Annotated in this window: 25 protein-coding genes and 1 tRNA gene; 9 read left to right on the top strand and 17 right to left on the bottom strand. The window is 72.6% G+C overall.

Features of this window, described 5'->3' with window-relative positions; translation table 11 throughout:
* Positions 1 to 10 precede the first annotated feature (10 nt).
* Positions 11 to 820 (bottom strand): sigma-70 family RNA polymerase sigma factor, encoded by an 810-nt coding sequence (locus ASD62_RS05145; protein ID WP_162254753.1) that lies wholly within the window; start codon positions 818 to 820, stop codon positions 11 to 13.
* Between the two features lie 145 nt (positions 821 to 965).
* Between ASD62_RS05145 and ASD62_RS05150 the strand changes: the two genes are divergently transcribed.
* The 6 genes from ASD62_RS05150 to ASD62_RS05175 all read left to right on the top strand — a co-directional run bounded on the left by ASD62_RS05150 (position 966) and on the right by ASD62_RS05175 (position 6,665).
* The gene (locus ASD62_RS05150) at positions 966 to 1,673 is read left to right on the top strand and encodes an ANTAR domain-containing protein (RefSeq protein ID WP_056915040.1); all 708 of its coding nucleotides are present in this window, start codon (positions 966 to 968) and stop codon (positions 1,671 to 1,673) included.
* Positions 1,674 to 1,990: 317 nt separating this feature from the next.
* Positions 1,991 to 2,944: a glycosyltransferase family 1 protein gene (locus tag ASD62_RS05155; protein ID WP_369818750.1), complete on the top strand. Its 954-nt coding sequence runs from the start codon at positions 1,991 to 1,993 to the stop codon at positions 2,942 to 2,944.
* The gene (locus ASD62_RS05160) at positions 2,932 to 3,999 is read left to right on the top strand and encodes a glycosyltransferase family 4 protein (RefSeq protein ID WP_056915042.1); all 1,068 of its coding nucleotides are present in this window, start codon (positions 2,932 to 2,934) and stop codon (positions 3,997 to 3,999) included. The genes ASD62_RS05155 and ASD62_RS05160 overlap by 13 nt, the downstream gene beginning before the upstream one ends.
* On the top strand, positions 3,996 to 5,054 hold the full coding sequence (locus ASD62_RS05165) for a glycosyltransferase (protein ID WP_056915043.1): 1,059 nt from the start codon (positions 3,996 to 3,998) through the stop codon (positions 5,052 to 5,054). Before ASD62_RS05160 ends, ASD62_RS05165 begins: the two co-directional genes overlap by 4 nt.
* The gene (locus tag ASD62_RS05170) at positions 5,051 to 6,031 is read left to right on the top strand and encodes a glycosyltransferase family 2 protein (protein ID WP_056915044.1); all 981 of its coding nucleotides are present in this window, start codon (positions 5,051 to 5,053) and stop codon (positions 6,029 to 6,031) included. Before ASD62_RS05165 ends, ASD62_RS05170 begins: the two co-directional genes overlap by 4 nt.
* Positions 6,032 to 6,179: 148 nt before the next feature.
* Positions 6,180 to 6,665 (top strand): SRPBCC family protein, encoded by a 486-nt coding sequence (locus tag ASD62_RS05175; RefSeq protein ID WP_157581359.1) that lies wholly within the window; start codon positions 6,180 to 6,182, stop codon positions 6,663 to 6,665.
* Here the strand turns inward: ASD62_RS05175 and ASD62_RS05180 are convergent.
* From ASD62_RS05180 to ASD62_RS05210, 8 genes are all read right to left on the bottom strand, one after another.
* Positions 6,655 to 8,247: an NAD(P)/FAD-dependent oxidoreductase gene (locus ASD62_RS05180; RefSeq protein WP_056915045.1), complete on the bottom strand. Its 1,593-nt coding sequence runs from the start codon at positions 8,245 to 8,247 to the stop codon at positions 6,655 to 6,657. The genes ASD62_RS05175 and ASD62_RS05180 overlap by 11 nt on opposite strands.
* Positions 8,248 to 8,338: 91 nt before the next feature.
* Positions 8,339 to 9,055, bottom strand: a complete 717-nt coding sequence (locus tag ASD62_RS05185) for an SGNH/GDSL hydrolase family protein (protein ID WP_200947703.1) — start codon at positions 9,053 to 9,055, stop codon at positions 8,339 to 8,341.
* Positions 9,056 to 9,150: 95 nt separating this feature from the next.
* Positions 9,151 to 9,309, bottom strand: coding sequence for a hypothetical protein (locus ASD62_RS20055; RefSeq protein ID WP_157581361.1), 159 nt, complete (start codon positions 9,307 to 9,309; stop codon positions 9,151 to 9,153).
* 180 nt (positions 9,310 to 9,489) lie between these two features.
* Positions 9,490 to 9,562: transfer RNA gene (locus ASD62_RS05190), tRNA-Ala, on the bottom strand.
* Between the two features lie 77 nt (positions 9,563 to 9,639).
* Positions 9,640 to 10,251, bottom strand: coding sequence for a histidine phosphatase family protein (locus ASD62_RS05195; RefSeq protein ID WP_157581363.1), 612 nt, complete (start codon positions 10,249 to 10,251; stop codon positions 9,640 to 9,642).
* Positions 10,248 to 10,622: a ribosome silencing factor gene (gene rsfS, locus ASD62_RS05200; RefSeq protein WP_056915047.1), complete on the bottom strand. Its 375-nt coding sequence runs from the start codon at positions 10,620 to 10,622 to the stop codon at positions 10,248 to 10,250. Before rsfS ends, ASD62_RS05195 begins: the two co-directional genes overlap by 4 nt.
* Positions 10,623 to 10,629: 7 nt before the next feature.
* Positions 10,630 to 11,223 (bottom strand): nicotinate-nucleotide adenylyltransferase, encoded by a 594-nt coding sequence (gene nadD, locus ASD62_RS05205; protein ID WP_056917178.1) that lies wholly within the window; start codon positions 11,221 to 11,223, stop codon positions 10,630 to 10,632.
* A gap of 17 nt (positions 11,224 to 11,240) precedes the next feature.
* A complete protein-coding gene (locus ASD62_RS05210; RefSeq protein WP_056915048.1) occupies positions 11,241 to 11,450 on the bottom strand; it encodes a hypothetical protein in 210 nt (69 codons plus the stop codon).
* Between the two features lie 801 nt (positions 11,451 to 12,251).
* On the opposite strand from ASD62_RS05210, the gene ASD62_RS05220 reads away from it, so the two are divergent.
* Positions 12,252 to 13,232, top strand: coding sequence for a glycosyltransferase family 2 protein (locus ASD62_RS05220; protein ID WP_056915050.1), 981 nt, complete (start codon positions 12,252 to 12,254; stop codon positions 13,230 to 13,232).
* On the opposite strand, the gene ASD62_RS05225 is transcribed toward ASD62_RS05220, so the two are convergent.
* A complete protein-coding gene (locus ASD62_RS05225) occupies positions 13,186 to 13,881 on the bottom strand; it encodes a bifunctional 2-polyprenyl-6-hydroxyphenol methylase/3-demethylubiquinol 3-O-methyltransferase UbiG (RefSeq protein WP_056915051.1) in 696 nt (231 codons plus the stop codon). The genes ASD62_RS05220 and ASD62_RS05225 overlap by 47 nt on opposite strands.
* Positions 13,882 to 13,946: 65 nt before the next feature.
* A complete protein-coding gene (locus tag ASD62_RS05230) occupies positions 13,947 to 15,227 on the bottom strand; it encodes a glutamate-5-semialdehyde dehydrogenase (RefSeq protein WP_056917179.1) in 1,281 nt (426 codons plus the stop codon).
* Positions 15,228 to 15,300: 73 nt separating this feature from the next.
* Here ASD62_RS05230 and pdxY point away from each other — a divergent pair, with 73 nt between their 5' ends.
* Positions 15,301 to 16,152: a pyridoxal kinase PdxY gene (gene pdxY, locus ASD62_RS05235; protein WP_056915052.1), complete on the top strand. Its 852-nt coding sequence runs from the start codon at positions 15,301 to 15,303 to the stop codon at positions 16,150 to 16,152.
* 127 nt (positions 16,153 to 16,279) lie between these two features.
* Positions 16,280 to 17,251: a hypothetical protein gene (locus ASD62_RS05240; RefSeq protein ID WP_056915053.1), complete on the top strand. Its 972-nt coding sequence runs from the start codon at positions 16,280 to 16,282 to the stop codon at positions 17,249 to 17,251.
* Positions 17,252 to 17,319: 68 nt separating this feature from the next.
* On the opposite strand, the gene proB is transcribed toward ASD62_RS05240, so the two are convergent.
* The 6 genes from proB to ASD62_RS05270 form a co-directional block, all read right to left on the bottom strand.
* Complete coding sequence (gene proB / locus ASD62_RS05245; protein ID WP_056915054.1) at positions 17,320 to 18,444, bottom strand: glutamate 5-kinase; 1,125 nt, start codon at positions 18,442 to 18,444, stop codon at positions 17,320 to 17,322.
* Positions 18,441 to 19,979 carry a GTPase ObgE gene (gene obgE, locus ASD62_RS05250; protein ID WP_056915055.1) on the bottom strand — a complete coding sequence of 513 codons (1,539 nt, stop codon included), beginning with the start codon at positions 19,977 to 19,979 and terminating at the stop codon, positions 18,441 to 18,443. The genes proB and obgE overlap by 4 nt, the downstream gene beginning before the upstream one ends.
* A gap of 149 nt (positions 19,980 to 20,128) precedes the next feature.
* Positions 20,129 to 20,398: a 50S ribosomal protein L27 gene (rpmA, locus tag ASD62_RS05255; RefSeq protein WP_056915056.1), complete on the bottom strand. Its 270-nt coding sequence runs from the start codon at positions 20,396 to 20,398 to the stop codon at positions 20,129 to 20,131.
* A 50-nt stretch (positions 20,399 to 20,448) separates the two neighbouring features.
* The gene (rplU, locus tag ASD62_RS05260) at positions 20,449 to 20,757 is read right to left on the bottom strand and encodes a 50S ribosomal protein L21 (RefSeq protein WP_056915057.1); all 309 of its coding nucleotides are present in this window, start codon (positions 20,755 to 20,757) and stop codon (positions 20,449 to 20,451) included.
* A gap of 166 nt (positions 20,758 to 20,923) precedes the next feature.
* Positions 20,924 to 24,310 carry an Rne/Rng family ribonuclease gene (locus ASD62_RS05265; protein WP_056915058.1) on the bottom strand — a complete coding sequence of 1,129 codons (3,387 nt, stop codon included), beginning with the start codon at positions 24,308 to 24,310 and terminating at the stop codon, positions 20,924 to 20,926.
* 173 nt (positions 24,311 to 24,483) lie between these two features.
* Positions 24,484 to 25,236 carry a TIGR03936 family radical SAM-associated protein gene (locus ASD62_RS05270; protein ID WP_082580585.1) on the bottom strand — a complete coding sequence of 251 codons (753 nt, stop codon included), beginning with the start codon at positions 25,234 to 25,236 and terminating at the stop codon, positions 24,484 to 24,486.
* Between the last annotated feature and the right edge of the window lie 15 nt (positions 25,237 to 25,251).

Raw genomic sequence — 25,251 nt, forward strand, 5'->3', positions numbered from 1 at the left:
GGTGTATTCCTCAGGCGGCCGCAGCCACGTCCACGAGCTCTCGGCGGAGGCCGGCGATGATCGCCGTCAGCAGCCGCGACACCTGCATCTGGCTCACCCCGAGCACCCTGCCGATCTCCGACTGGGTCCGCTCCTCCACGAATCGCAGGTGGACGATCAGCCGTTCACGTTCGCTGAGGTGCTCCACTCCCTGACGCACCACCTGGAGGCGCAGCAGGTGGTCGACGTCGGCGCTCTCCCGGGCCACGACGTCGACCCCGCCCCCGTCCTCGGTCGGCAGGTCGAGCGACACGGCCGTGTAGGCAGCGCCCGACAGCCGGGCGCTGCGCACCTCCTCGACGTCGACCGCGAGCGCCTGCGCCAGCTCGGCCGGCGTGGGCCAACGGTGCAGGTCCTGGCTGAGCCGGTCCTCCTCGGCGATGACCTGGACGCGGACCTCCTGGAGGCGTCGGGGCGGGCGCACGGCCCAGCCGGTGTCGCGGAAGTGACGCTTGACCTCGCCGAGGATCGTGGGGAGGGCGTACGAGGCGAACCCGTTGCCGGCACCGACCCGGTAGCCGTGAGCGGCCTTGACGAGGGCCATCCGACCGACCTGGACGAGGTCGTCGGTGTCGATGCCGCGTCCGCCGTAGCGACGAGCGACTCGTTCGGGCAGGTCCAGCGTGAGGAGCACGGCCTCCTGACGCAGTCGTTCGACTGTGTCGGCGTCCCCACAGCCCTCGGCCCTCGCGAGCAACCGGTCGGCCAGGTCGTGTCGGGAGGCGAGGTCGTCGGGCCCGGACTCGGCCGGGTGGGGTAGGTCTTGAAGTGGAGCAGCCATGAAGGTCCCGTCGCGCGGAGGAGGACCATGGCGCCGCTGTTGGACCACGTGTCTGCCCTCAACACAACCACCGCTGGCCACCACCCGCAACAGCGGGCGGATCCCCCGGATGTGCGGGCCGCCGCGCGAGAGCGATACTTCTGCCATGTCACCGAGCATCCCCCGCGAGGCCTCCGAGGCCTTTGCCTCCCTGGCCGAGCTCGTCTACTCCGGAGCCGACTGCCAGGAGGTCCTGGACACCATCTGCGTCCGTGCCGTCGACATCATCCCCGGCGCCGACCACGTCTCCATCGCGTCGTTGGCCGCGGACCGCACCCTGACCTCCCGCGCCGCCAGCGACGACGTGGCGGCCCTGATGGACCGGCTCGAGACGGAGGCCGGAGAGGGACCGTGCCTCGACAGCATCCTCGAGGACTCCTTCCAGCGCGACGAGGACATCACGACCACGTCGACCTGGCCGGCGCTGGCGGAGCTGACGATCGCGCGGACCCCCGTGCGCGGCATGATCGGCTACCGCCTCCAGCAGGGCGAGGGGGGCCGTTCGGCCCTCGACGTCTTCTCCGACACCCCCGGCGCCCTCACGAGCGAGTCGGCGGACATCGGTGCCGTCCTGGCGGCGTTCACCTCGGTCGCGCTGACTGCGGCCGACCGCCAGGCCGACGTCGAGAACCTGCGTCGTGGGCTGGACAGCAACCGGGAGATCGGCAAGGCCGTCGGCCTGATCATGGCCGCCCACGACGTCGACGCCGAGCAGGCGTTCGCCATCCTGCGCAGCGCCTCCAGCCGCACCAACACCAAGCTCGCCGCCATCGCGGAGAAGATCACCAGCAGCCACGGCCGCAGCACCTCCTGAGGGCCCTCCCGTGCTCGCCGGTCGCCGTTGTCGGTGCAGGGGTCTACGTTGAGGGGCAGTAACCACTAGCCGGTCAAACCACGCGCCAGCTGCCCTGTCGGGCTCTGCTGACGCAGGCTCGACTCCCCTCCCTGGAGGAAGTCTTGAGCACGGTTGTCGCCTCGGTCCCTGCTGGACACGTCTACGTACGCCACCTGTCCCCCGTTGGCCCTGCCCCCACCGGGGGCAAGAGCCCCGGCCCGGGCGCCCCAGCGGTCGTCCGGCTGCCCGACCCGCCGTCGGGATCCTCCCCGGACTCGCCCTGGTGGCCCCCGCGCATGCTCACCCCGGAGTGGGTGCACGAGCACGCCGACGAGTTCGACGTGATGCACGTGCACTTCGGGTTCGACGCCGTGTCCCCCGAGGACCTCCGGGGCGTCGTCGCCGCCCTGCGCAGCCACGACCTACCCCTCGTGCTCACCGTCCACGACCTGCGCAACCCCCATCACGAGACCCCCGAGGCCCACGAGGCGCAGCTGGGCGTCCTCGTGGCCGAGGCCGACGAGCTCATCACGCTGACCGAGGGGGCGGCCGCGACGATCCTGCGCCGTTGGGGACGCGCCGCCACGGTCCTGCCGCACCCCCACGTCGTCCCCGATGCGTGGCTCAAGCAGCCGCGCGTCGACGGCCGGTCCTTCGTCATCGGGATCCACGCCAAGAGCCTGCGCGCCAACATGGACCCGGTCCCCCTCGTCGACGCCCTCCTCGAGGCCCTGCCCACGCTCCCAGGGGCGGTGCTGCGGGTCGACGCGCACACCGACGTCATGACCGCGGGCTTCCCGCGCCACGACGAGGTCCTGTCGGAGCGTCTGCGGTCCCTCGCCGACGCCGGGCGGCTCGAGCTCGCCGTGCACGACTTCTTCACCGACGACGAGCTGTTCGCCTACCTGCACGGGCTGGACGTGTCCGTCCTCGCCTACCGCTTCGGCACCCACTCGGGCTGGCTCGAGGCGTGCCACGACCTCGGCACCTGGGTGGTTGCCCCCGACTGCGGCTTCTACGCCGACCAGCGCCCCGTCCTGTCGTATGCCGCGTCCGGCCCCACCCGCACGTCCTCCTTCGTCGAGGCCGTCCGGACCGCCCACGACCACTGGCTGGCCGGGGAGGCGGCGCCGCGCGCGTCGGTGCGCGAGCGCCATACGGAACGGGCGTCACTGGCCCGTGCGCACGAGGCGATCTACACGCGGGCCATCTCCCGCGCCGGGACACGGGGGCTCGCATGCACGTCGTGATCCTCGCGTCGGCCCGCCACCCGCTGCGCCAGCCGTTCGCCGGGGGGCTCGAGTCCCTCACCTGGGCCCTGGTCAAGGGTCTGCGCGCCCGCGGCGTGGAGGTGACCCTGTTCGCTGGGCCCGGCAGCGACCCTGCGCTGGACGCCCGCGAGATCACCGTGCTGCCGCTCCAGCTCAGCGACGCGGCCCGCTCCGACGTGTCGATGCCGGCGGAGTCCTGGCTGCAGGAGCACCACGCCTACCTGCAGGTCATGCTCGAGCTGGCGGGTCGCACCGACGTGGACCTGATCCACAACAACAGCCTCCACCACCTCCCGGTGGCGCTCGCGCAGTCGTGCCCGGCGCCGATGCTCACGACCCTGCACACCCCGCCGACGCCGTGGCTCGAACCAGCGATCCGGCTGATGGACCAGCAGCGGTCACGGTTCGTCGCGGTGAGCGGCTACACGGCCCGCCAGTGGGGTCACGTCACCGACGCCGCAGTCGTCCACAACGGCATCGACGCCGGCGTCTGGACCCCTGGCCCCGGCGGTGACGACCTGGTCTGGGTCGGACGTATCGTGCCCGAGAAGGCACCCCACGAGGCGGTCGGCATCGCCGCGGCGAGCGGCCGCCACCTGCGCCTGGCCGGGCCCATCGGCGACCCCACCTACCACCGCGACGTGCTCGAGCCGCTGCTCGGGCCGTCCGCGGAGTACGTCGGTCACCTCGACGTCCCCAGCCTCCGGACGCTCGTCGGCTCCAGCGCCGCCATGCTGGTCACCCCTGCGTGGGACGAGCCGTACGGACTCGTCGCGGCAGAGTCGATGGCTTGTGGCACACCGGTTCTCGGGTACCGACGCGGAGGCTTGCCCGAGTTCGTCGTGCCCGGGTGCGGCATGCTCGTCGAACCCGGCGACGTCACGGGAGCGGCGGCCCTGGTGGCCGCGGTCACCGGCCTCAGCCGCGACGCCTGCAGGGCGCACGCGGTCCAGCACTGCTCGCTCGACGCCATGGTCGACGCCTACCTCGAGGTCTACCTGCGCCTCACCCGGACCAGCCTGGCCGCCGCGTGATCGGTTACTACGCGCACCACCACGGGGCCGGCCACCTCACCCGCATGCAGAGCATCGCGGCCGTCCTGGACGAGCCGGTATGGGGCCTCAGCTCCGGTCCGCGTCCACCCGGGTGGACGGGCGGCTGGACGGACCTGGCCCGGGACGACGACCCTCCAGCCGGGCACCGCTCCGAGCGGGACCTGACCGCCCACGGGGTCCTGCACTGGGTGCCCTTGCATCACGACGGGCTGGCCCGACGGGCGGCGCAGCTCACCACCTGGGCCGCCGACGAGCGCCCACGCGCCGTCGTCGTCGACGTGTCGGTCGAGGTCGCCCTCCTGGCCCGGCTGGCCGGCGTGCCCACCGTCGTCGTGGCGATGCCGGGTCGGCGCGACGACCGTGCCCACCGGTTGGCGTACGACACCGCCGACGCGTTGCTGGCACCCTGGCCCCGCGGTGCGCACGACCTGCACTGGCCGGACCGGTGGGTCGACAAGGCGTGGTTCGTCGGGGGCATCTCCCGGTTCGACGGACGCGAGCTGCCGGCCACCTCGACTGACCCGGCGACGCCGGGGAGCCACGCCGCCGGGCCCGGCACTCCCGGCGCTCCCGGCGACCGGACCGTCCTCCTCCTGTGGGGCGCCGGGGGCCGCTCGACCACCGACGCCGACGTCCGCGCCGCCCGCGCCGCGACCCCGGGGTGGATCTGGGTCGAACGCTCCCCTGGGCACGACGGGTCGAGCGACCTCTGGGACGACCTGCAACGAGCCGACGTCATCGTCACGCATGCAGGCCAGAACGCCGTCGCCGAAGCCGCCGCCGCCCGGCGTCCGGCGGTCGTGGTGGCCCAGCCCCGACCCCACGCGGAGCAGGAGTGGACCGCGCGCCGCATCGACGACTGGCGGATCGCCGTGGGTCGCACCGAGTGGCCCGAGCCCGAGGACTGGCCGGAGCTGCTCGAGCTCGCCGTGTCGCGCGGTGGGCACGGCTGGGCACGCTGGTCGGACGGCACCGGGGCCCAGCAGGTGGCCGACCACCTGACCCGGCTCACCACCGAAGGGATCGCCCCGTGACCGCCCGGCCCCGTACCGCCGTCGTCTCGATCGTGCGCGGCCGCCACGAGCACCTGCGAGGGCAGCTGTGGGGCCTCGCGCGGCAGAGCGCCCCGGCCGACCTGCACGTCGTCGTGGCCATGGACGACCCCGAGATCGCCGCCGTCGTCTCCGACGCCGGTTCCACCGTGGGTTCTACCGCCCTCGACCGGGACCAGGCCAGGTTCATCTCCGGGCCTTCGTCCGGATCCTCGTCCGGGTCCTCGTCCGGGTCCACCTCCATGGCCACGCCCACGCTGGTCGTCCCCGTGGACCTCGACCCCGGTGGCGAGCTGCCCCTCGCCCGCGCCCGCAACACCGGCGCCCTGACCGCGATCGCCGCCGGAGCCGAGCACCTCGTCTTTCTCGACGTCGACTGCATCCCCGCCGCGGGAACGCTCGAGCGCTACACGCAGGTCCTCGGCGGTGACGGGCATGGTCCCGACGGAGCGCTCGCCGCCCACCCGAGCCCGGTCGTGGCCTGCGGGACGGTCGCGTACCTCCCGCCAGTCGCCCACGCCCGGGACTACCGCCACGACCGGCTGGACGAGCTCGCCGATCCCCACCCGGGTCGACCGGCGCCGGACGAGCGCACGGTCCTGGTCGCCGACGACCTGCGCCTGTTCTGGTCGCTGTCCTTCGCCGTGACGGCCGCGGACTGGGGGCGCCTGGGCGGGTTCAGCGAGGACTACACCGGTTACGGCGCCGAGGACACCGACTTCGGCCAGCGCCTGGGTGCTGCTCGCGGGACCATGCTCTGGGTCGGCGGCGCCGCGGCGTACCACCAGCACCACCCCACCGACACGCCCCCGCTGGGACACCTCACCTCGATCGTCCGCAACGCCAACGTCTTCCGCGACCGGTGGGGCTGGTTCCCGATGGAGGGGTGGCTCGCGGCGTTCGCGGACCGCGGCCTGGCACGGCTCGACGCCCGAACCGGCCGTTGGGTCACCACGTGAGCCGCGCCCGGGTGTCCGGTTTGAACCGGTCCTGCGCGGGTAGGGACAGACTGGAGCCGTCCGGCTCCAACAGCGTGGGCCGGGCGGCTCCACCCGAGGCGACTCCAGCGACCTCCGTAGCCATCCCCACCAGGAAGAAGCTCGAACCATGAGCAGGATCAGCACCGGCCACGACGGCATCGTCACCGTCACCAGAGAGGTCACCGCCCCGGCGCAGGCCGTCTGGGACGTCCTCGCCGACGGCTGGGACTACGCCACCTGGGTCGTCGGCGCGTCCCGGGTCCGTGACGTCGACCTCAGCTGGCCCGCCGAGGGGTCGCGGCTGCACCACTCGTTCGGTGTCTGGCCGTTGGTCATCTCCGACACGTCCAAGGTGATCCGGTCCGACGCGCCGACCACGCTGACCCTCGTGGCCCGCGGGTGGCCGGCCGGTGAGGCAGCCGTCGTCATCACCGTGACCGCCCGGGACGAGCGGTCCTGTTCGGTCGCGATCGCCGAGGACGCCGTCAAGGGTCCGGGCACGCTGGTCCCCAAACCGTTGCGGCAGCTCGCGATCGGCCCACGCAACGTCGAGGCCCTCCGCAGGCTCGCGTACCTCGCCGAGGGTCGTCACCGCGAGCGCGTCACGTCCTGAGCAGGCGGTCCCACGCGGTTCGGGTCAGCGCCCGGCGGACGGGCCCGGTGAGCCCGTTCGCCCCGAGAGCCGCCCGGGCGGCGTTCCAACCACAGGCACCGTGCACCCCACCGCCGGGGTGCGCCGAGGCGCCGGCGAGGTAGAGCCCGGGGATCGGGGTCTCCGGCCGACCGAGCCCGGGTGTGGGGCGGAACACCAGCTGCTGGTGCAGGGCTGCCGTGCCTGCGTTGATGGCTCCCCCCACGAGGTTCCCGTCCTCGTTCTGGAGGTCCGCCGGGCCCTGGACGTGACGTGCCACCTGGCTGCCACGGAAGCCGGGCGCAACGCGCTCGACCGCTTCCTCCATGCGATCCACGTGCGCGGCGAGCCGGTCCTCGTCCCACTCGTCGTGGGGCACGTGGGTGTAGGCCCAGGCCGACTCCGTCCCGGCCGGTGACCTGGACGGGTCCGAGGTCGTCATCTGCCCGAACAGCAGGAACGGTCGTTGCGGGACCCTGCCGACCGACAGGTCGGCGGCGAAGTCCACGAACCCGTCGTTGTCGACCCCGAGGTGCACGGTGCCGGCACCGCGGGCCGCCTCTGCCGTCCACGGCACGGGTCGGTCCAGCGCCCAGTTGACCTTCACCGTCGCGTTGTCCCACTGGAACCGGTCGAGGTCGCGGTGCAGCTTCGCCGGCAGCGGGTGGCCGGCCAGCAGCTCGCGGTAGAGCGTGGTCGCCGGTACGTCGGCGAGCACGCCGCGACGGGCCCGCAGGGTGGTGCCGTCGGCCAGCTGCACCCCCGTCGCCTGACCACCGGAGGTCGTCACCGAGGTCACGGGGCTGCCCGTCAGCACGCGGACGCCGCGGCTCTCGGCGCGCCGTCGGAGCGCGCCTGCGAGCTCTCCAGCCCCGCCCTCCGGGACGGGGAAGCCCACGTCCTGGCCGAGCATGCAGAGCAGCCACCCGAACAGGCCGCTGCCGGCGGCATCCGGCGGCACGTCGCTGTGCAGGGCGTTTCCCGTGAGCAGCAGCCCCGCACCCTGTCCCCGGAACCGTTCCTGACCGAGGCGCCGCGACGGAGTCACGGCGAGGCGAGCGAAGTCGAGCGTGCCGCCCGCGCCCATCCGTCGCACCATCCGCAGGGCGGAGGCCGCGGGCGGGAACGGTGTGAACAGGGCGTCGAGCAGCGGGTCGCGGATGCGGTCCCAGCCCTCCACGAGCTCCATCCAGGCCTCGCCGTCACCGGCCGCCTCGGCCTCGAGGCCCGCCGCGGTGTCCTCGGCGCGCGAGCAGAGCAGCGCAGCGCTCCCGTCGTCGAGGGCGTGCGCGAGGACGTGCGGCGCCCGACGCCACACGAGACCGTGCTCCTCGAGGTGCAGGTCCTTGATGATCGGGCTGGCGGCGGCCAGGGGGTAGAACGCGCTGAACAGGTCGGTGGTGTACCCGGGCGCGGTCACCTCGGCGCTGCGCACGGCTCCGCCCACCTCGTCGTTCGCCTCGACCAGGACGACGTCCCAGCCTGCGTCGGCGAGCGCGTTGGCGGCGACGAGGCCGTTCGGTCCTGCGCCGACGACGACGGCGTCTGCAGTGCTGACGGACATGGGTTCCTTCGTCGGGTTGGGGCGGGTCCGGGCGGGTCCGGACGGGACCGTCCACTCTGGCACGGCTGGTCCCGGCCGGCTCGCCCGGCCGTCAGGAAGGGGGGACGTTCCTGCTGTCGAGGGCGAGCTCGAAGACGTGGGCCATCGCTGCATACCCCTTGTCGTTGGGGTGGAAACGGTCCGGGGCGAGGCGGCCACGCCACGAGCGGGGGCCGTGACGCCCGATGTCCGCCAGGACCAGCCGGCCCTCTGCCTGGCGCTCGCGCAGCAGCGCGTCGAGCCGACGGGCCTCCTTGTGGGGGTTGGGCAGGTTGAGCACGACGGCACCGTCGGGCAGCCGGTCGAGCAGCGTGGCGAACCGGGCCGACATTCCGGCCCGGTACCGCGGGGTCACGACGTCGTTGGAGCCCAGGACGACGGTGACGAGGTCAGGGACCTGGCCGGCTGCGACGAGCGCCTCGAGGGCCGGCACCTGTCGCTCGAGCGCGTCGTCGATCCGTGCGCCGGTGACGGCGAGGTTGACCACACGGTGCGGCCGACCCTGCTCGCGCAAGCGCTCGGAGAGCTGGCCGACCCAGCCCCGGTCGAACGACGAGGCGCCGATCCCCTGGGTCATGGAGTCACCGAGGGCGACCCAGAGCGGGCCGTCCTGGGAGAGGGCGCGTCGGTTGGCCTCCGCCCAGTCCTGGGCGTACGGGTCGATCTGCCTGCGCACCGACCGGACCCCGGGCAACAGGGCCTGCAGCACCGCCATGAACGCCCCGGTCGGGCGACCGCTGGTGTTGTCGTAGTCGAAGGTCGCGGTCACCGGTCCATCGTCCCAAACAGTGGGGGTGGCCGCCCGCGGGGCGGCGGTGCGGGCCGTCCGGTGCGGGCCGGTTCGAGCAGGAGGGAGGAGCTCGGTCAGCGGCTGGTGCGGGAGTCGAAGCGTCCCGGGACGACGACACCGCGAGGGGCGGCGGCGGCCGTGCGCACGAGGACGCCGACGGCGCCGAGGACGACCAGGAGCGCGCCGGCCAGGAACATCAGCATGAGCATCTCGGGTGAGGTGGGGGTGAACATGGGTCAACTGTCTCCTACGACAATTGACGTACTGAGGTTTTCGGCGTCACACCGGACGACCAGCCAGCCCGCGCTGACCGAAGGGTCTAGGCCCGGGTCAACAACTGGTCAAGACCTGCCCCTGGGCCTCGAACGCAGAAGGACCAGACACGAGCCATGTCTGGTCCTTCTGTCCTTCGGTGGAGCTGAGGGGATTCGAACCCCTGACCCCTTCCATGCCATGGAAGTGCGCTACCAACTGCGCCACAGCCCCGAGTTTCCCCGAGAGGGTGTCCCCCGGAGGCGACTGCGGAAGTTTACCCAGTGACCCACCCGTTTCACCAAATCGGCTCAGGCGTGGGCGTTCCATGCGGCGATCTGCCACCCGGTACGGCCGTGCCGGAGCTCGGCCCAGTGGCAGTTGCCCAGGGTCAGCAACGCGTGGGTGGCCAGGTGCTGGTCCACCCCGAGCAGGTCGGCGATGCCTGCGCGGGTCGAGACGCCGTGGGCCACGACGGCGACGCACTCCCCCGCGCCGAGCCCGTCCAGGACCTCGCGCAGGGCCTGACCCGCACGGGCCCCCACCTCGGCGAGGGTCTCGCCGTCCACTCCGCGACGGACGTCTGCGACGTCCATCTGCTCGAGCAGGTCGGCGTACCCCGCCCGCACCTCGGCGGTGGCCAGCCCCTGCCACTGCCCCACGTGGATCTCACGCCAGCGAGGGTCGAGGGTCACCTCGATGCCCGCGGCCTCGGCCACGTGCTCGGCCGTGACGCGGGCCCGTTGCAGGTCCGAGGCGACCACCCGGGTCGGCCGGTATGCCGCGATGGCGCGGCCCGCGGCGCGGGCCTGCTCCACGCCGAGGTCGGACAGCGAGGTGTCGAGCTGTCCCTGCCAGACGCCGCCGGCGTTGTGCTCGGTCTGCCCGTGCCGGACCAGCAGCAGGCGCCGTCCGTCGCTCACGCGTCGCGGCGCTTGGGCACGCCCAGGTCGATCTCGGGGCAGTCCTTCCAGAGGCGCTCGAGCTCGTAGAACTCGCGCTCCTCGTCGTGCTGGACGTGGACGACGATGTCGCCGAAGTCGAGCAGCACCCAGCGGCCGTCCCGCTCGCCCTCGCGGCGGATCGGCTTGGCACCCTTCTCACGCAGCGTGTCCTCGACGGCGTCGACGATGGCGCCGACCTGTCGGTCGGTGCTGGCGGAGACGATGACGAAGACATCGGTCAGGGCGAGCTGCTCGCTGACGTCGATGCCGGCGATGGTGGTGGCGAGCTTGTCGTCGGCCGCGACGGCGGCCGCCTTGGCGAGCTCGAGGGATCGGTCGGTGGCTGGCACTGCACTCCTACGTTCGTGCCGCTGCGCCGACAGGTGAGCCGGCGGCATACAGGCGGTATTTGTTGATGTACTGGACGACGCCGTCGGGCACGAGGTACCAGACGGGTTCGGACCGCTCGACGCGAGCGCGGCAGTCCGTGGAGCTGATGGCCATGGCCGGCACCTCCTGCAGGCTGACCCGGTCGGCCGGCAGGCCGGACTCCGACAGGACGTAGCCCGGGCGGGTGACCCCGACGAAGTGGGCGAGCTCGAAGATCTCGTCCGCGTCCTTCCACGACAGGATCTGGGCGAGCGCGTCGGCACCGGTGATGAAGAACAGCTCGTCGTCGGGGCGTTGCGTCTTCAGGTCACGCAGGGTGTCGATCGTGTAGGTGGGTCCCGGCCGGTCGATGTCGACACGGCTGACCGTGAACCGCGGGTTGGACGCCGTCGCGACGACGGTCATGAGGTACCGGTGCTCCGGAGGGCTGACCTCCCGGGCGTCCTTCTGCCAGGGTTGCCCGGTGGGGACGAAGACGACCTCGTCGAGCCCGAACCTCGTCTGGACCTCGGAGGCGGCCACGAGGTGGCCGTGGTGGATCGGGTCGAACGTCCCGCCCATCACCCCGAGACGCATGCTCAGTGGTGGCCGCCCTGGGGTGAGCTGTGGTCGCCGTCGTGGTGGACGGGGCCGGCGAGCTTCTGCGCCGTGCCGCGGAAGCCCCAGAGGACCCCCAGCAGGGCGAGGAACGAGACGAACGCGAGGGCACCGAAGGCGTACGGCGACATGGGCAGCTCGCGGAGGGGCTCCTCGGCAGCGGCATACAGGTTCGACAGAGACGACGACATGGGGCCCAGCCTACCGGTCACGGGCCACCACGCCTCACGCCCGTTGTCCACCGATGTTGTGCACAGCCCTGTGCACAACGTGCTGCCCCAGCGGGACCGGATGTGGACAACGGTGTGGGCAACCGGTGGACAGAAAGAGCTTGGCGAAACCCCTTGCGGGGCAACAGAACCGGCCGCTAGAAATCTCTCACGCGCTCCGGTCGGAGGGTCGGGACGGGGAAACCCGGACCGACACGAGGACCAGGGCACAGGTCAGCCGGATAACGGTGGACCGCCTCGACCGGGTCCGCCCGGACGGGGTCCTGGGGCCCTCGGGTCCCGGGTTCGCGGGCGACGCCGCGGAGGAACTCCGAGACCGCTGACCAGATCGCACCGACCCGCGGCACCGGTTCGCCGGAGCCGTGGGAAGCCACCGTCGCAGTGGGTACGACCCGGTCCGCCGGGAGCGTGCGCGGTCGACCTGGGGCAGAGTCTTGGCCGGTTCGTCCGGTCGCGAGCTGCACCACCCGTGGGACCAGCAGCCACCTCGGTGGCCGCCGGGCCCGCCGCGGGAGCCACGTCCACCTCGGTGGCCGCCGGCACCGCACCCGTGGGACGCACGACCGCTTCGGCGGCACGGCGACCCGCACCCGTGGGACGCACGACCGCCTCGGCGGCACGGCGACCCGCACGTGGTGATCCACCCGCTACCGGTTCGCCGGAAGCGGTGGGAGCACCGCAGAGGGCCCCTCGAACTCATACTTCGAGGGGCCCTCACCTTTTGTGCCGATCGGCCGATGGTGCAGGTCCTAGTCTTGGACCATGTCGCCGGAGCTCAGCATCGTCATCCCCGTGTACAACGAGGAGGACGTCCTGCCCCTCCTGGCGGCCCGCCTGCGCCCGGTCGCCGACACCCTCGGCACCACCTACGAGGTGGTCACGGTCGACGACGGCAGCAGCGACGGATCCCCAGTCGTCCTCCAGCGGATGCTGCGCGACTGGCCCGAGCTGCGCATCGTCCGGCTGCGCGCCAACGCCGGGCACCAGGCGGCCATCTCGGCCGGTCTGGCCACCGCGCGGGGCGGCTACGTCGTCACGCTCGACGCCGACCTCCAGGACCCGCCCGAGGTCATCCCCGAGATGCTCGCGCAGGCCAGGCTGCACGGCGCCGACGTGGTCTACGGCGTTCGTTCCGACCGCTCCACCGACTCGGTCTTCAAGCGGCTCAGCGCCCGGGCGTTCTACCGGCTGATCCGCCTGCTGTCCGGCACCGGGGCCCAGGTCGACGCCGGGGACTACCGGCTCATGTCCCGGGCCACCGTCAACGCGATCAACGCCCTGCCGGAGCACCACCGCGTCCTGCGGTTCGTCGTGCCCGCGCTGGGCTTCCCGTCGGCGTCGGTGACGTACCGACGCGACGAGCGCGCAGCGGGCAAGTCCAAGTACCCGCTGGCCAAGATGATCCGGCTCTCGCTGGACAGCGTGACCGGCTTCTCGACCGCTCCCCTGCGGGCCGCGACCTGGCTGGGCCTGCTCGGCGGCGCCGCGGCATTCCTCCTGCTGGCGTATGCCCTCATCGCCGGCGCGACCGGACACACCCTGCCGGGCTGGACGTCGACCGTCGTCGCCGTCGCGGGTGTGGGTGCCGTGCAGCTGCTCTGCCTCGGCATCCTCGGTGAGTACGTCGGCCGCATGTACGCCCACCTGCAGGCCCGCCCCACCTACTTCGTGGCCTACGACTCGCTGACCGGTCCGGTCACGCCCGCGGACGAGCCTCTACCAGCAGAGTCACACCGGGCATAGCCTTCACCGGCAGCCAGCGCTCGACCGTGACGATCGCGCGCAGGCCGAGGTTCACGACCGGGTGCACGGTCTCGAGGTCCGAACCGCTCGACGAACGGCGGCGCAGCGCCACCACCGGACGCAGCAGCACGTTCCAGGACGTCATCGAGGTCACCTCGAAGCCGCCGCGCTCGAGCACCTCCCGCAGCGTCGTGCGCGTGTAGCGGCGCACGTGGTCGACGGCGACGTCGTGGTCGGACCACAGCCGCGGGTCGGCGGGCACGGCGACCAGGAACCGGCCGCCCGGGCGCAGGACCCGGGCCACCTCGCCCACCGCGGAGTCGTCGTCGAGGATGTGCTCGAGGACGTCGAACGCCACCACCAGGTCGAGGGAGTCGTCGCCGACCGGAAGAGCCGTGGCGTCGGCCCGCAGGACGGACAGCCCACGATCGGCCGCGACCTCGGCCCCCTCGGCGCCGTACTCCAGCGCGGCCACCGACCACCCGGCAGCCTCCAGCACCCGGGTGTTGCCGCCGCCGGCGGCGCCGATGTCCAGCGCGGTCCCCGGGGTGACACCGGAGATCATCCGCGACAGGAGGTGCCGACGCTCGCGGTACCACCAGTGGGCGTCCTCGAGCGCGGCCAGCTTTCGGACCTCAGTGCCTTCCACGGGCGCTCATCCTGCCATGCGCCCGGAGCGGGTCCGGGATGCGTCCGGTATGCCGCGTGGCCGGCTCAGCTGCGCACCTGTCCGTCGCCCTCGACGACCCACTTCGTCGTCGTGAGCTCGGGCAGCGCCATCGGTCCGCGGGCGTGCAGCTTCTGCGTGGAGATGCCGATCTCGGCACCGAAGCCGAACTCGCCCCCGTCGGTGAACCGGGTCGAGGCGTTGACCATGACGACGGCCGCGTCGACCTCGCTGGTGAACCTGCGGGCCGCCGCACGGTCCTCGGTGACGATGGCCTCGGTGTGGCCCGAGCCGTACCTGCGGATGTGCTCCATGGCCGTGTCGAGGTCGGGGACGACGCGCACGCTCATCTCGAGCGCGAGGTACTCGGTGCCCCAGTCCTCCTCCGTGGCGGCCTCGTGGGGCACTCCCGCGCGCTCGGCCGCGGAGCCGGACGCGTCGTCGGTGTGCAGGACGACGCCTGCGCCGGAGAGCTCGGCGAGCACCTTGGGCAGGAAGTCGGCGGCGACCGACTCGTGGACGAGCAGCGACTCGGCGGCGTTGCACACGCTCGGCCGGTGGGTCTTGGCGTTGACCGCGATCGCGAGCGCCTTGTCCAGGTCCGCCGCGACGTCGACGTAGACGTGGCAGTTGCCGACGCCGGTCTCGATGACGGGCACGGTCGACTCGGTGACGACGGTCTGGATGAGGCCCGCTCCCCCGCGCGGGATGATCAGGTCGACCAGGCCACGGGCGGTGAGCAGCGCCCGCACCGCGTCCCGACCGCCCTCGAGGAGGGTGATCGCGTCCGCGGGCAGGTCCTGCTCCACGAGCGCGTCGCGCAGGACGTCGACGAGGGCGCGGTTGGTGGACCCGGCGGCCGAGCCACCACGCAGGATGACGGCGTTGCCGGACTTGAGACCGAGGCCGGCAGCGTCGACGGTGACGTTCGGACGGGCCTCGTAGACCATCCCGACCACGCCCATCGGGACGCGGACCTGCCGGATCTCCAGGCCGTTGGCGAGGGTCGAGCCACGCACCACCTCACCCACGGGGTCCGGCAGGGCGGCCACGTCGCGCAGCGCCTGGGCCACGGCGGCGACCCGCTCGGGACTGAGGGCGAGGCGGTCGAGCGGGCCCTGCGCCATACCGGAACCGCGACCCCGCTCGAGGTCCTCGGCGTTGGCGGCGACGATGCGGTCGGTGGCCGCGTCGAGGGCGTCGGCCAGCGCACGCAGAGCGGCGTCCTTGTCGGCGCGCGAGAGCAGTGCGAGCCTGCGGGAGGCGGTGCGGGCGGCGCGGGCCGCGTCGGCGACCTGGGCGACGGCGGCGGGATCGATCTCGGCCATGGTCCAAGGGTAGGCCTCGCGGTCCGGCGCACGGGCCCACGACCACCTCCCGGACCACTGGTTGAATGGGCGGGTGAGCATCCTGTCGATCCAGTCCTCGGTCGCGTACGGCCACGTCGGCAACAGCGCCGCCGTCTTCCCCCTCCAGCGCCTCGGCGTGGAGGTCTGGCCGGTGCACACGGTGCACTTCTCCAACCACACCGGGTATGGCGCGTGGCGCGGTCCGCTGATGCCCGCCGACGACGTGCGGGCGGTGATCCAGGGCATCGGGGAGCGCGGGGCGTTCCCGAAGGTCGACGCCGTGCTGTCCGGCTACCAGGGTGGCGAGGAGATCGGCGACGTCATCCTCGATGCGGTCGCCCAGGTCAAGGCGGCCAACCCGGACGCGATCTACGCGTGCGACCCGGTCATGGGCAACGCCAAGAGCGGCTGCTTCGTGCACCCGGCCATCCCGGTCCTGCTGCGCGAACGCGTCGTCCCGGCCGCCGACCTCATCACGCCGAACCAGTTCGAGCTCGGGTTCCTCACCGGCACCGAGCCGCGGACCATCGAGGACACCCTTGCCTCGGTCGACCTCGCCCGGGCCATGGGGCCGTCGACCGTGCTGGTCACGAGCGTCGAGCGCCCGGACGCCCCGGAGGACACCATCGAGATGATGGCTGTCACGGGCGACGGCGCCTGGGTCGTGCAGACACCGCGACTTCCCATGAAGGCCAACGGTTCCGGTGACGTGACTGCCGCGTTGTTCACGGCCCACCTGCTCGAGACCGGCGACCCGGCGGTGGCGCTGGCCCGGACCGCGAGCAGCGTGTTCGACCTGCTGCAGACCACGCTCGACTCGGGTGAGCGCGAGCTGCAGCTCGTGCAGTCGCAGGAGTCGCTGGCCAACCCGCGGATGCAGTTCGACGTCACCCGGGTCCGCTGACCCCGCACCCCCCGCAGCAACCTCTGCTAGCAGAGGTTGCTGCAGCAGGGGTAGGGAGCAACCTGCCCCTGCGGCAGCACCCTGTGCTGGGTGGCAACCGATCTGCGTCGCCGGGCGTCCTACGGGTATGAGACCGGTCCCCGCTGCCGCGCGCCGACGCCCCCTCACCCGACGCGGCGTCGCGGTCGTGGCGACCGGTCTCGTCGGGGTCGTCCTGCTCGCGGGGTGCGGCCGTGACGCAGGACCGGGCTCCGGTGCACCGAGCAGTCCCAGCGGCGACCCGGGCCGGACCTCGAGGGCGACGCAGCTCCTCGACCGGTTCGCAGCGGCGCAGAAGGGAAGCGACCCCCTCGCCCTCGCGATCCCGCCGGGCGAGCTGGTCAGCCAGGACGGCACCTGGGAGGACGCCGTCGGGGACAACGACAAGCGGGCCTCGCTCTCCGGCCACCTCGTCGCCATCGCCCCGCTTCCCACCTCGTCGGACAAGGGCGTCGTCGTCGACGGCACCGGCCGCCGAGTGCCCACGAGCCTGATGTCGGCGACGGACACCCTGGCCGAGATGACCCGGGTGCGCACCGACTGCAACGGCTGCACCGACCTCGAGGTGACCTCGGCCCGGCTCACGACCATGCAGGTCAGCACCTCGTCGGGCACCGCCACGGTGCCCGCCTGGCGGTTCGCGCTGAAGGGGACCGCGGTCGGCCTGCTGAGAGTCGCCCTCCCCGACTCTGCCCTCGTCGAACCGCCCGAGGAGACCTCCCCGCAGCCCGGCGACGGCCCTCGGGTGGACTCGTGGAGCCCGGGCCCGGACGTCCGCACGATCCGCCTGCACTTCGTGGGAGCGCCGGACGCCACCGGTCCCTGCGGAGCGGACTACCGGGCTGAGCAGTGGTCGTCCGGCACCGCCGTGGTGGTCACCGTCGTGCAGGTGCCTCGGACGCCGCCGCCGACGGACGTGGCCTGCCCCGCCATCGGGGCCCTGCGCACCGTGGACGTCGCCCTCGACGACCCGGTGGCGTCACGCACGGTCCTCGACCTCGCCGGCGGCGCGATCGTCCCCCGCACCCGGGGTCAGGTCGACGGCATCCCCGTCCGCTGACGGCGACCCACGGCCGCGGCGCCGAGCCACGTCTGCCTCGCCGAACCACGTCCGCGTCCGCGGTCGGGCTAGAGCAGCACCAGGTCGTCGCGGTGGACGACCTCTCGCTCGTACTCCGGCCCCAGCTCCTTGGCGAGCTCACGCGTCGACCGCCCGAGCATGCCCGGCAGCTCGGCCGAGGTGTAGTTGACCAGCCCACGCGCGATGACACGGCCCTCGACGGTGCACAGGTCGACGGCGTCACCGTCGGAGAAGGACCCCTCGACCGCCGTGATCCCCGCGGGGAGCAACGAGGTCCGGCGCTCAGTGACCGCTCGCACCGCACCGGGGTCGAGCAGCAGCCGACCCCGAGGTGTCGTCGCGTGCTCGAGCCACAGCTTGCGCGAGGTGCGCTTCGAACCGGTGGGCACGAACACCGTGCCGACGTCAGCCCCCTCCAGCGCGGCAGCGATGCGGTCGGACGAGGTGAGCACCGTGGTGATGCCGGCGGCGTTGGCGATGGTGGCGGCCTCGACCTTGGTGAGCATGCCGCCGCTGCCGATGCTCGAACCGGTGCCCCCGATGACGAGCTCGTCGAGCCCGGCCCCACCCACGACGGACGGCACCCGCCGGCTGCCCGCCAGGCTGGGCGGCCCGTCATACAGGGCATCCACGTCGGTGAGCAGGAGCAGCCCGTCGGCGTGGACGAGGTGGGCGACGAGCGCCGCGAGGCGGTCGTTGTCGCCGAAGCGGATCTCCTGCGTCGCCACCGTGTCGTTCTCGTTGACGATCGGCACGATGCCGAGCTCGAGCAGGCGGTCGAGGGTGCGGCGGGCGTTCGTGTAGTGCGAACGGCGCGTCACGTCGTCAGCCGTGAGGAGCACCTGGCCGACGGTGAGCCCGTGGGCACCGAACGCCCGCTGGTATGCCGCCACGAGGGCTCCCTGCCCCACGCTGGCGGCCGCCTGCTGGGTCGCGAGGTCGCCGGGGCGGCGGGCCAGCCCCAGCGGGCCGATCCCCGCCGCGATGGCGCCGGACGAGACCAGCACGACCTGCTGGCCGGCGAGGCGCCGGGCCGCGAGCACGTCGACGAGCTCGACCAGGCGGGCCTCGTCGAGCGACCCGCCACCGGCGTGGGTGAGGGAGGACGACCCGACCTTGACCACCAGGCGCCGGGCGCGAGCCACGTCGCGACGGCGGTCGGCCACGCTCATCCCTCGGTGTCCTCGTCGTCCTCGCTCTTGGCCGTGGCCCAGTGCCCGGCCCGGCGCTCCTCGGCCAGCTCGGCGCGGGCAGCAGTGCGGGCGGCCCGCCGGTCGGCGTAGTCGGCCCGCTTGTCCTCACGGGTCGGACGGGTGGCCTCCTCGAGGCGCAGGTCCGTCCCGCGCTGGCCGAGCAGCTCGGCACCGGCGATGAGGGTGGGCTCCCAGTCGAAGACGACGGCGTTGTCCTTGGGGCCGATGAGCACGGTGGCCCCGGCGACGGCGCCGGCCTTGAAGAGGGCTTCCTCGACGCCGAGGCGGCCGAGGCGGTCGGCGAGGTAGCCGACGGCCTCGTCGTTGGAGAAGTCGGTCTGGCGCACCCAGCGGGTGGGGCGCTCGCCGTCGATGCGGAAGACCTCGCCGTCGGGGGTGTTCTCGCGGACGATCCGGAACCCGCTGTCGTCGACCGACTTGGGACGGATGACGACGCGCTTGGGCGTCGCCGTCGCGATCTCGAGCTCCTTGCGGGCCTCACCCACGTGGCGGGACATGGCGAACATCAGCTCGCGCAGGCCCGTGTGGGCGATCGCCGAGACGATGAACACCTCGATGCCGCGGGCCTCGAGGTCGGGCTTGACCATCTCGGCCAGCTCGTGCGCCTCGGGGACGTCGGCCTTGTTGAGGACCACGATGCGGGTGCGCTCGGCCAGCGGCCGGCCGCCGAGGGAGTCGTCCGGCACGTACTGCGAGAGCTCCTCCTCGATCACGTCGAGGTCGGTCATCGGGTCGCGGCCCGGCTCGAGCGTCGCGCAGTCGATGACGTGCACGAGGACCGAGCAGCGCTCGACGTGGCGCAGGAACTCCAGTCCCAGTCCCTTGCCCTGGCTCGCACCGGGGATGAGCCCGGGAACGTCCGCGACGGTGAACCGGAACTCGCCGGCCTGCACCACTCCGAGGTTGGGCACGAGGGTCGTGAACGGGTAGTCCGCGATCTTGGGCCGGGCCGCGGACAGCACCGACACCAGCGAGGACTTGCCTGCTGAGGGGAACCCGATCAGGGCGACGTCCGCGAGCGACTTGAGCTCGAGCAGGATGTCGCCGGAGTCGCCCGGCTCACCGAGCAGCGCGAAACCGGGCGCCTTGCGACGGGCGGACGAAAGGGCCTTGTTGCCGAGTCCCCCACGCCCACCACGGGCCACGACGAACTCCGCGTCCTGGCCGACGAGGTCGGCCAGGACCGTGCCCTCGCCGTCCTTGACGACGGTGCCGGGCGGGACGGGCAGGACCAGGTCGCCACCGTCGGCGCCGTTGCGCTCGTCGCCGGCTCCGGGCTTGCCGTTCGTCGCCGTGCGGTGGGGGTGGTGGTGGTAGTCGAGCAGCGTGGTCGCCTGGGGGTCCACCCGCAGGATGACGTCACCGCCGCGGCCACCGTTGCCGCCGTCGGGTCCACCGAGGGGCTTGAACTTCTCACGCTTGACAGAAGCAACGCCGTGTCCGCCGTCGCCCGCGGCGACGTGCAGCACGACGCGGTCGACGAAGCTGGTCATGGGGCTCTTCTCTCTGTTCTGGTTGGTGCGTCCCCGAGTCTAGGAGGGGACGTGCGCTGAGGCGGACGACAGAAGAGGGCGGGCCCCGATCAGGCCCGCCCCCTTCGGGGAGGTATGCCGCGTGGCCGGGCCACGCGCCATACCGAGAGTCAGCTGGCGTCCGCGGTCTCGAGCGGGACGATGTTGACGACCTTGCGACGGCGCTTGGTGCCGAACTCCACGTTGCCCGCGACGAGCGCGAACAGCGTGTCGTCGCCGCCACGGCCGACGCCCTCACCGGGGTGGAAGTGCGTGCCGCGCTGGCGGACGATGATCTCGCCCGCGTTGACGAGCTGGCCGCCGAAGCGCTTCACGCCGAGTCGCTGGGAGTTGCTGTCGCGACCGTTGCGGGTCGAGGACGCACCCTTCTTGTGTGCCATGTCAGTGCCTGCCTTCTGCTAAGTCTGTGGGGTCCGAAAAGGGTGCCGACTCAGGCGTCGATCGAGGTGATCTTGACCTGGGTCGAGTGCTGACGGTGGCCCTGACGCTTGCGGTAACCCGTCTTGTTCTTGAACTTCATGATCGTGATCTTCGGGCCCTTGGTGGGCTTCACGACCTCGGCCTTGACGGTGACCTTGGCGAGCTTGGCGGCATCGCTGGTCACGGTCGAGCCGTCGACGATCAGGAGGGGGGTCAGGTCGATGCTGTCGCCAGCCGCGCCCTTGACCTTGTCGATGATGAGGACATCGCCGACGGAAACCTTCTCCTGGCGACCACCAGCGCGAACAATCGCGTACACGTGGAACTCTCTTTCGTACTTCGGGAGGCACGCGCTCTCTGTCTGGACCGTCCGATAGCTACCCGCGTTCGTTGCGGACATCAGAGCGGTGGGCGCACCGAGGGTTGAGAATACCGGGTGGTTGCCCTGCCGACCAAACTGGCTCGGCAGGGCTGACCAGCGGCGATCAGGAGTCGGACGCCCCGGACTCGGCCTCGACCGCGCGCGGCGGCCCGGCCGGGGCCACGACGCGACCACGACGGCGCTTCTTGGGCGCTGCCGCAGGGGCAGCTTCCGGGGTGGGTTCGGCGGCGGGTCCCGCGACCGGTCCCGCGACCGGGGCGGCTGCCTCGTCCGGCTCAGGGGAAGCGGCGGACTCGACCTCGGGCTGGGCCTCGGGTGCCGGTGCAGGCGACTCGGAGACCTCGGCGTGCTGCGCCACCGCGGTGTCGTCGCTGCCCTGCGTGTCCTGGGTGTCCTCGGAGACCTCGGCCTCCGGGGTGGCGTGGACCGACTGCTGGTCCACCGACTCCTGGTCGGCGGCCTCGTGCACCTCGACGACCGGCTCGTCCTGGGCCGGCACGGCCAGGAGCGCCTCCTCGTCGTGGTGCTCCCCCGCCGACTTCAGGGCGGCGGCGTGGGCGGCTGCGGCGATCTGGGCCGGGGTGGGTCCGCCGTGGGCGGGGCTGCTGCTCTCCTGACCACCCTGCGACGCTCCACCACGGGGGCCCTGGGCTGCGGGGGCGTCCGAGCCCGACCGGGCACCACGGCGGCCGCGCGTGCTGCCGCCGCCGGCTGGGCCGGTCTGGCCGCTGCGCTGGGACTGGCCGGACGAACCGCCGTTGTCGCCGCCACCGCCGGACCGGTCCACCGGGTCGGCGTGGACGATGATCCCGCGCCCGCCGCAGTGCTCGCAGTTCTCCGAGAAGACCTCGATGAGGCCGGACCCGACGCGCTTGCGCGTCATCTGCACCAGGCCCAGCGAGGTGACCTCCGCGACCTGGTGCTTGGTGCGGTCGCGGCCGAGGCACTCGAGCAGGCGCCGGACCACGAGGTCGCGGTTGCTCTCGAGCACCATGTCGATGAAGTCGATGACGATGATGCCGCCGATGTCGCGCAGCCGGAGCTGGCGCACGATCTCCTCGGCCGCCTCGATGTTGTTCTTGGTGACCGTCTCCTCGAGGTTGCCCCCGGACCCGACGAACTTTCCGGTGTTGACGTCGACGACCGTCATCGCCTCGGTGCGGTCGATCACGAGGGAGCCACCCGACGGCAGCCAGACCTTGCGGTCCATCGCCTTGGCGATCTGCTCGTCGACGCGATAGTGCGTGAAGAGGTCCTCCTCGGAGGTCCACTTGTGCAGGCGCTCGGCCAGGTCGGGCGCGACGTCGCCGAGGTACTCGCTGACCTCGCCGTACGCCTGGTCGCCCGCCACGACGAGGGACGTGAAGTCCTCGTTGAAGACGTCGCGGATGACGCGGACGGTCAGGTCCGGCTCGCCGTGGACGAGGACGGGGGCGCTGCCCTTGCCCTTGCCACCGGACTTGGAGTCGGCCTTGGCCTTGATCTTCTCCCACGTCTTGGTGAGGCGCTCGACGTCGGCACGCAGCTCTTCCTCGCTCGCCCCCTCGGCCGCGGTGCGGACGATGACGCCGGCCCGGTCCGGGACGACCTCCTTGAGGATGCCCTTGAGGCGGGCGCGCTCGGTGTCGGGGAGCTTGCGGGAGATGCCGGTCATGCTGCCCTCGGGCACGTAGACCAGGTAGCGGCCGGGCAGCGAGATCTGGCTGGTCAGGCGGGCGCCCTTGTGGCCGATCGGGTCCTTGGTGACCTGCACGAGCACCGAGTCGCCCGACTTGAGGGCGTTCTCGATGCGCTTGGGCGCGTTGTTGTCCAGGCCCGCGGCATCCCAGTTGACCTCACCGGCGTAGAGCACGGCATTGCGGCCCTTGCCGATGTCGACGAACGCCGCCTCCATGGAGGGCAGCACGTTCTGGACGCGGCCGAGGTAGATGTTGCCGGCCATCGACACGTTGGTCTCGCGGGAGACGTAGTGCTCGACGAGGACGTCGTCCTCGAGCACACCGATCTGGGTGCGGCCCTCACGCTCACGGACGACCATGACCCGCTCGACGCTCTCGCGGCGGGCGAGGAACTCGGCCTCGGTGATGATCGTGCGGCGGCGACCGGCCTCACGGCCCTCGCGGCGACGCTGCTTCTTGGCCTCGAGCCGGGTCGAGCCCTTGACGCTCTGCGGCTCGTCGCTCTGGCGGCGGGCCTCGCGCACCCGGGTCACGGTGCCGGGCGGGTCGTCCCCCTCGGCGGAGGATCCGCTGCGGCGGCGGCGCCGACGACGACGACTCGAGGTGCTCTCGCCGTCGCCCTGCTCGTCCTCGGCGTCCGGGCCGGTCGACGAGGTGTCGTCGCCGTCCTCGTCGGACGAGTCGGAGGAGCCGGAGGACTCCGAGGAGTCGGTCGGGTCGGTGTCGGACTGGCCACGACCACGGCCACGGCCCTTGCCGCCACGGCGACGGCGGCGACGGCCGCCCTCGGAGGGGCTGCCCTCGTCCGAGTCGGCGTCGGAGTCGGAGTCGGCGTCGGAGTCGATGGAGTCGGCCTGGTCGGCGGGCGCCTCGTCGTCACGACGCGAGGCGTCGGTGGACTCGGCGGTCGCGCCACCGCGGGAGCCACGGCCACGACCGCGTCCTCGGCCACGTCGGGAGCCGCTCGGCTGCTGCTCGGACGGGGCGTCGTCCTGCGAGGTCTCTTCCTGCTGCGCGTCGGCGGCGGGCACGACCTCGGAGGTCGGCTCGGTCCCACCGGTCTCCGGCGTGGATCCTGACGTGGCGGCCGGGGTGGACTGGGTCGCCGGGGGTGCGGCGGCCGGCGCGGGCGCACCGGCGGCGGCGCTGGCCCGGCGGCGGCGCGGGGCGGCCTTGGCGGGGTCGGGCGCCTGGAAGAGCAGCCCGAAGCTGGGGACGTTCGCCGCGCTCTCGGGGGCTGCCTGCTCGGCGGCGGCCTCGGCAGCGGCCTCGGCCTCCTCGTCCGTGTCGAGCTCGCCGGCGTCCTCGGACACGGCGGGCAGCACGTCGTCCGCGGGAGCAGGAGCCACCACGTCGGCCAGCGGGGCCTCGGGCGCGAGCGCCAGGGCCTCCTCGTCGAGGACGGCGGCACCGGTCTCGGCAGGTGCGGCGGCGGCCTTCTTCGAGGTGCGCTTGGCGACCGCCTTCTTCGCGGTCTTCTTGGCGGCGGCCTTCCTGGCCGTCTTCCTCACCGGGGCCTCGGCAGCCGCAGCGGGGAGGTCGGTGGCCTCGTTCGTCGCAGCCGCGTCGGTGGTCACGACCTCGATCGCAGCGGGCTCGACGGCCACGGGGGCGCCTGCGCTCGGCTCTGCGGGCCCACCCTCGGTCGGAGCGTCGGCGGGAGCCGGGGCGGACGTCTTCTTCGTGGCCCGCCGCGGCGCGCGCTTGCGGGCCGGAGCCTTGGCCGGCGGTGCGTCGACCGGAGCAGCAGCTGCCTCGGCCGAGCCGTCGGTGCCTTCGGTGGTGGGGAACTGGTCTTCCGTGGAGGCCATGTCGGCGTCCTTCCGTCACCCACGAGGTGAGGGCCACACCCGAAGGTCCCGAGGGCCTTCCGATCAGCCACGTGGTGCGCGGTTCGTGCAGTCGTGTCGGCAACGGGTGCTGTCGGCACGGAAGTCAGTGGTCTTACGCCAGACGAGGCTCGCGCAGGTCGCGCGGCACCGGGTCAGGCGCCGTCGTCGTCCTCGTCGGCAGCCAGTGGATCAGCCACCCCAGCGGTTGCGGAGTGCAGCGGGCCTTGCGCCAGTCGGGTCACCAGGGGTGGTGTCGGTGGTGCCAGCTCCGTTACTGCTCGCAGCGCGGTCAGGACGTCGTCGGGGCGTACAGCCGGTGTGGTGTGCCGTACGACCACCCGCAGTATCGCACAGTCGGCCTCCTCAGAGGCGCTGACGTCCAGCGACACGACGGCAGATCTCACGTCGAAGGTCCGCGGACCGGTCTTGAACGTCCGGCTGACCTCGACCACCTCGCGCGCGAGGAGCTCGTCGGCCGCCGCCCGCACCTCCTCGACGGGGACCCCACGGAACTCGATCACCCACTCGCTCGCCTGCAGCCGGTCGGCCAGGGACCCGGGGGCCGCCTCGACCACCTCGAGCACGTCGAGGCCGTCCGGCAGCGCCTCGTCGAGCGCGGCCCGCAGCGACTCCGTGTCCACGCGCTCGGTCACCGAGATCTCGAAGTACTCGGCCTCGCTCGCCGTCCCCGTGGGCGCGGCGTTCGCGTAGCTGACCTTCGGGTGCGGGTGGAACCCGGCGGAGAAGGCCATCGGCACCCCGGCACGACGCAGCGCCCGCTCCAGGGCGCGCTGGAAGTCACGGGTGGAGGAGAACCGCAGGCGACCACGCTTGGCGTACCGGATCCGCAGCTTCATCACCGCCGGGGCGGGGGGCGGGCCTTCGGGTACGCGCTGTCGAGCCATGGTCGGCAAGCCTAG

The organism is Phycicoccus sp. Root563 (assembly GCF_001427915.1).
Taxonomy (GTDB): Bacteria; Actinomycetota; Actinomycetes; order Actinomycetales; family Dermatophilaceae; genus Pedococcus.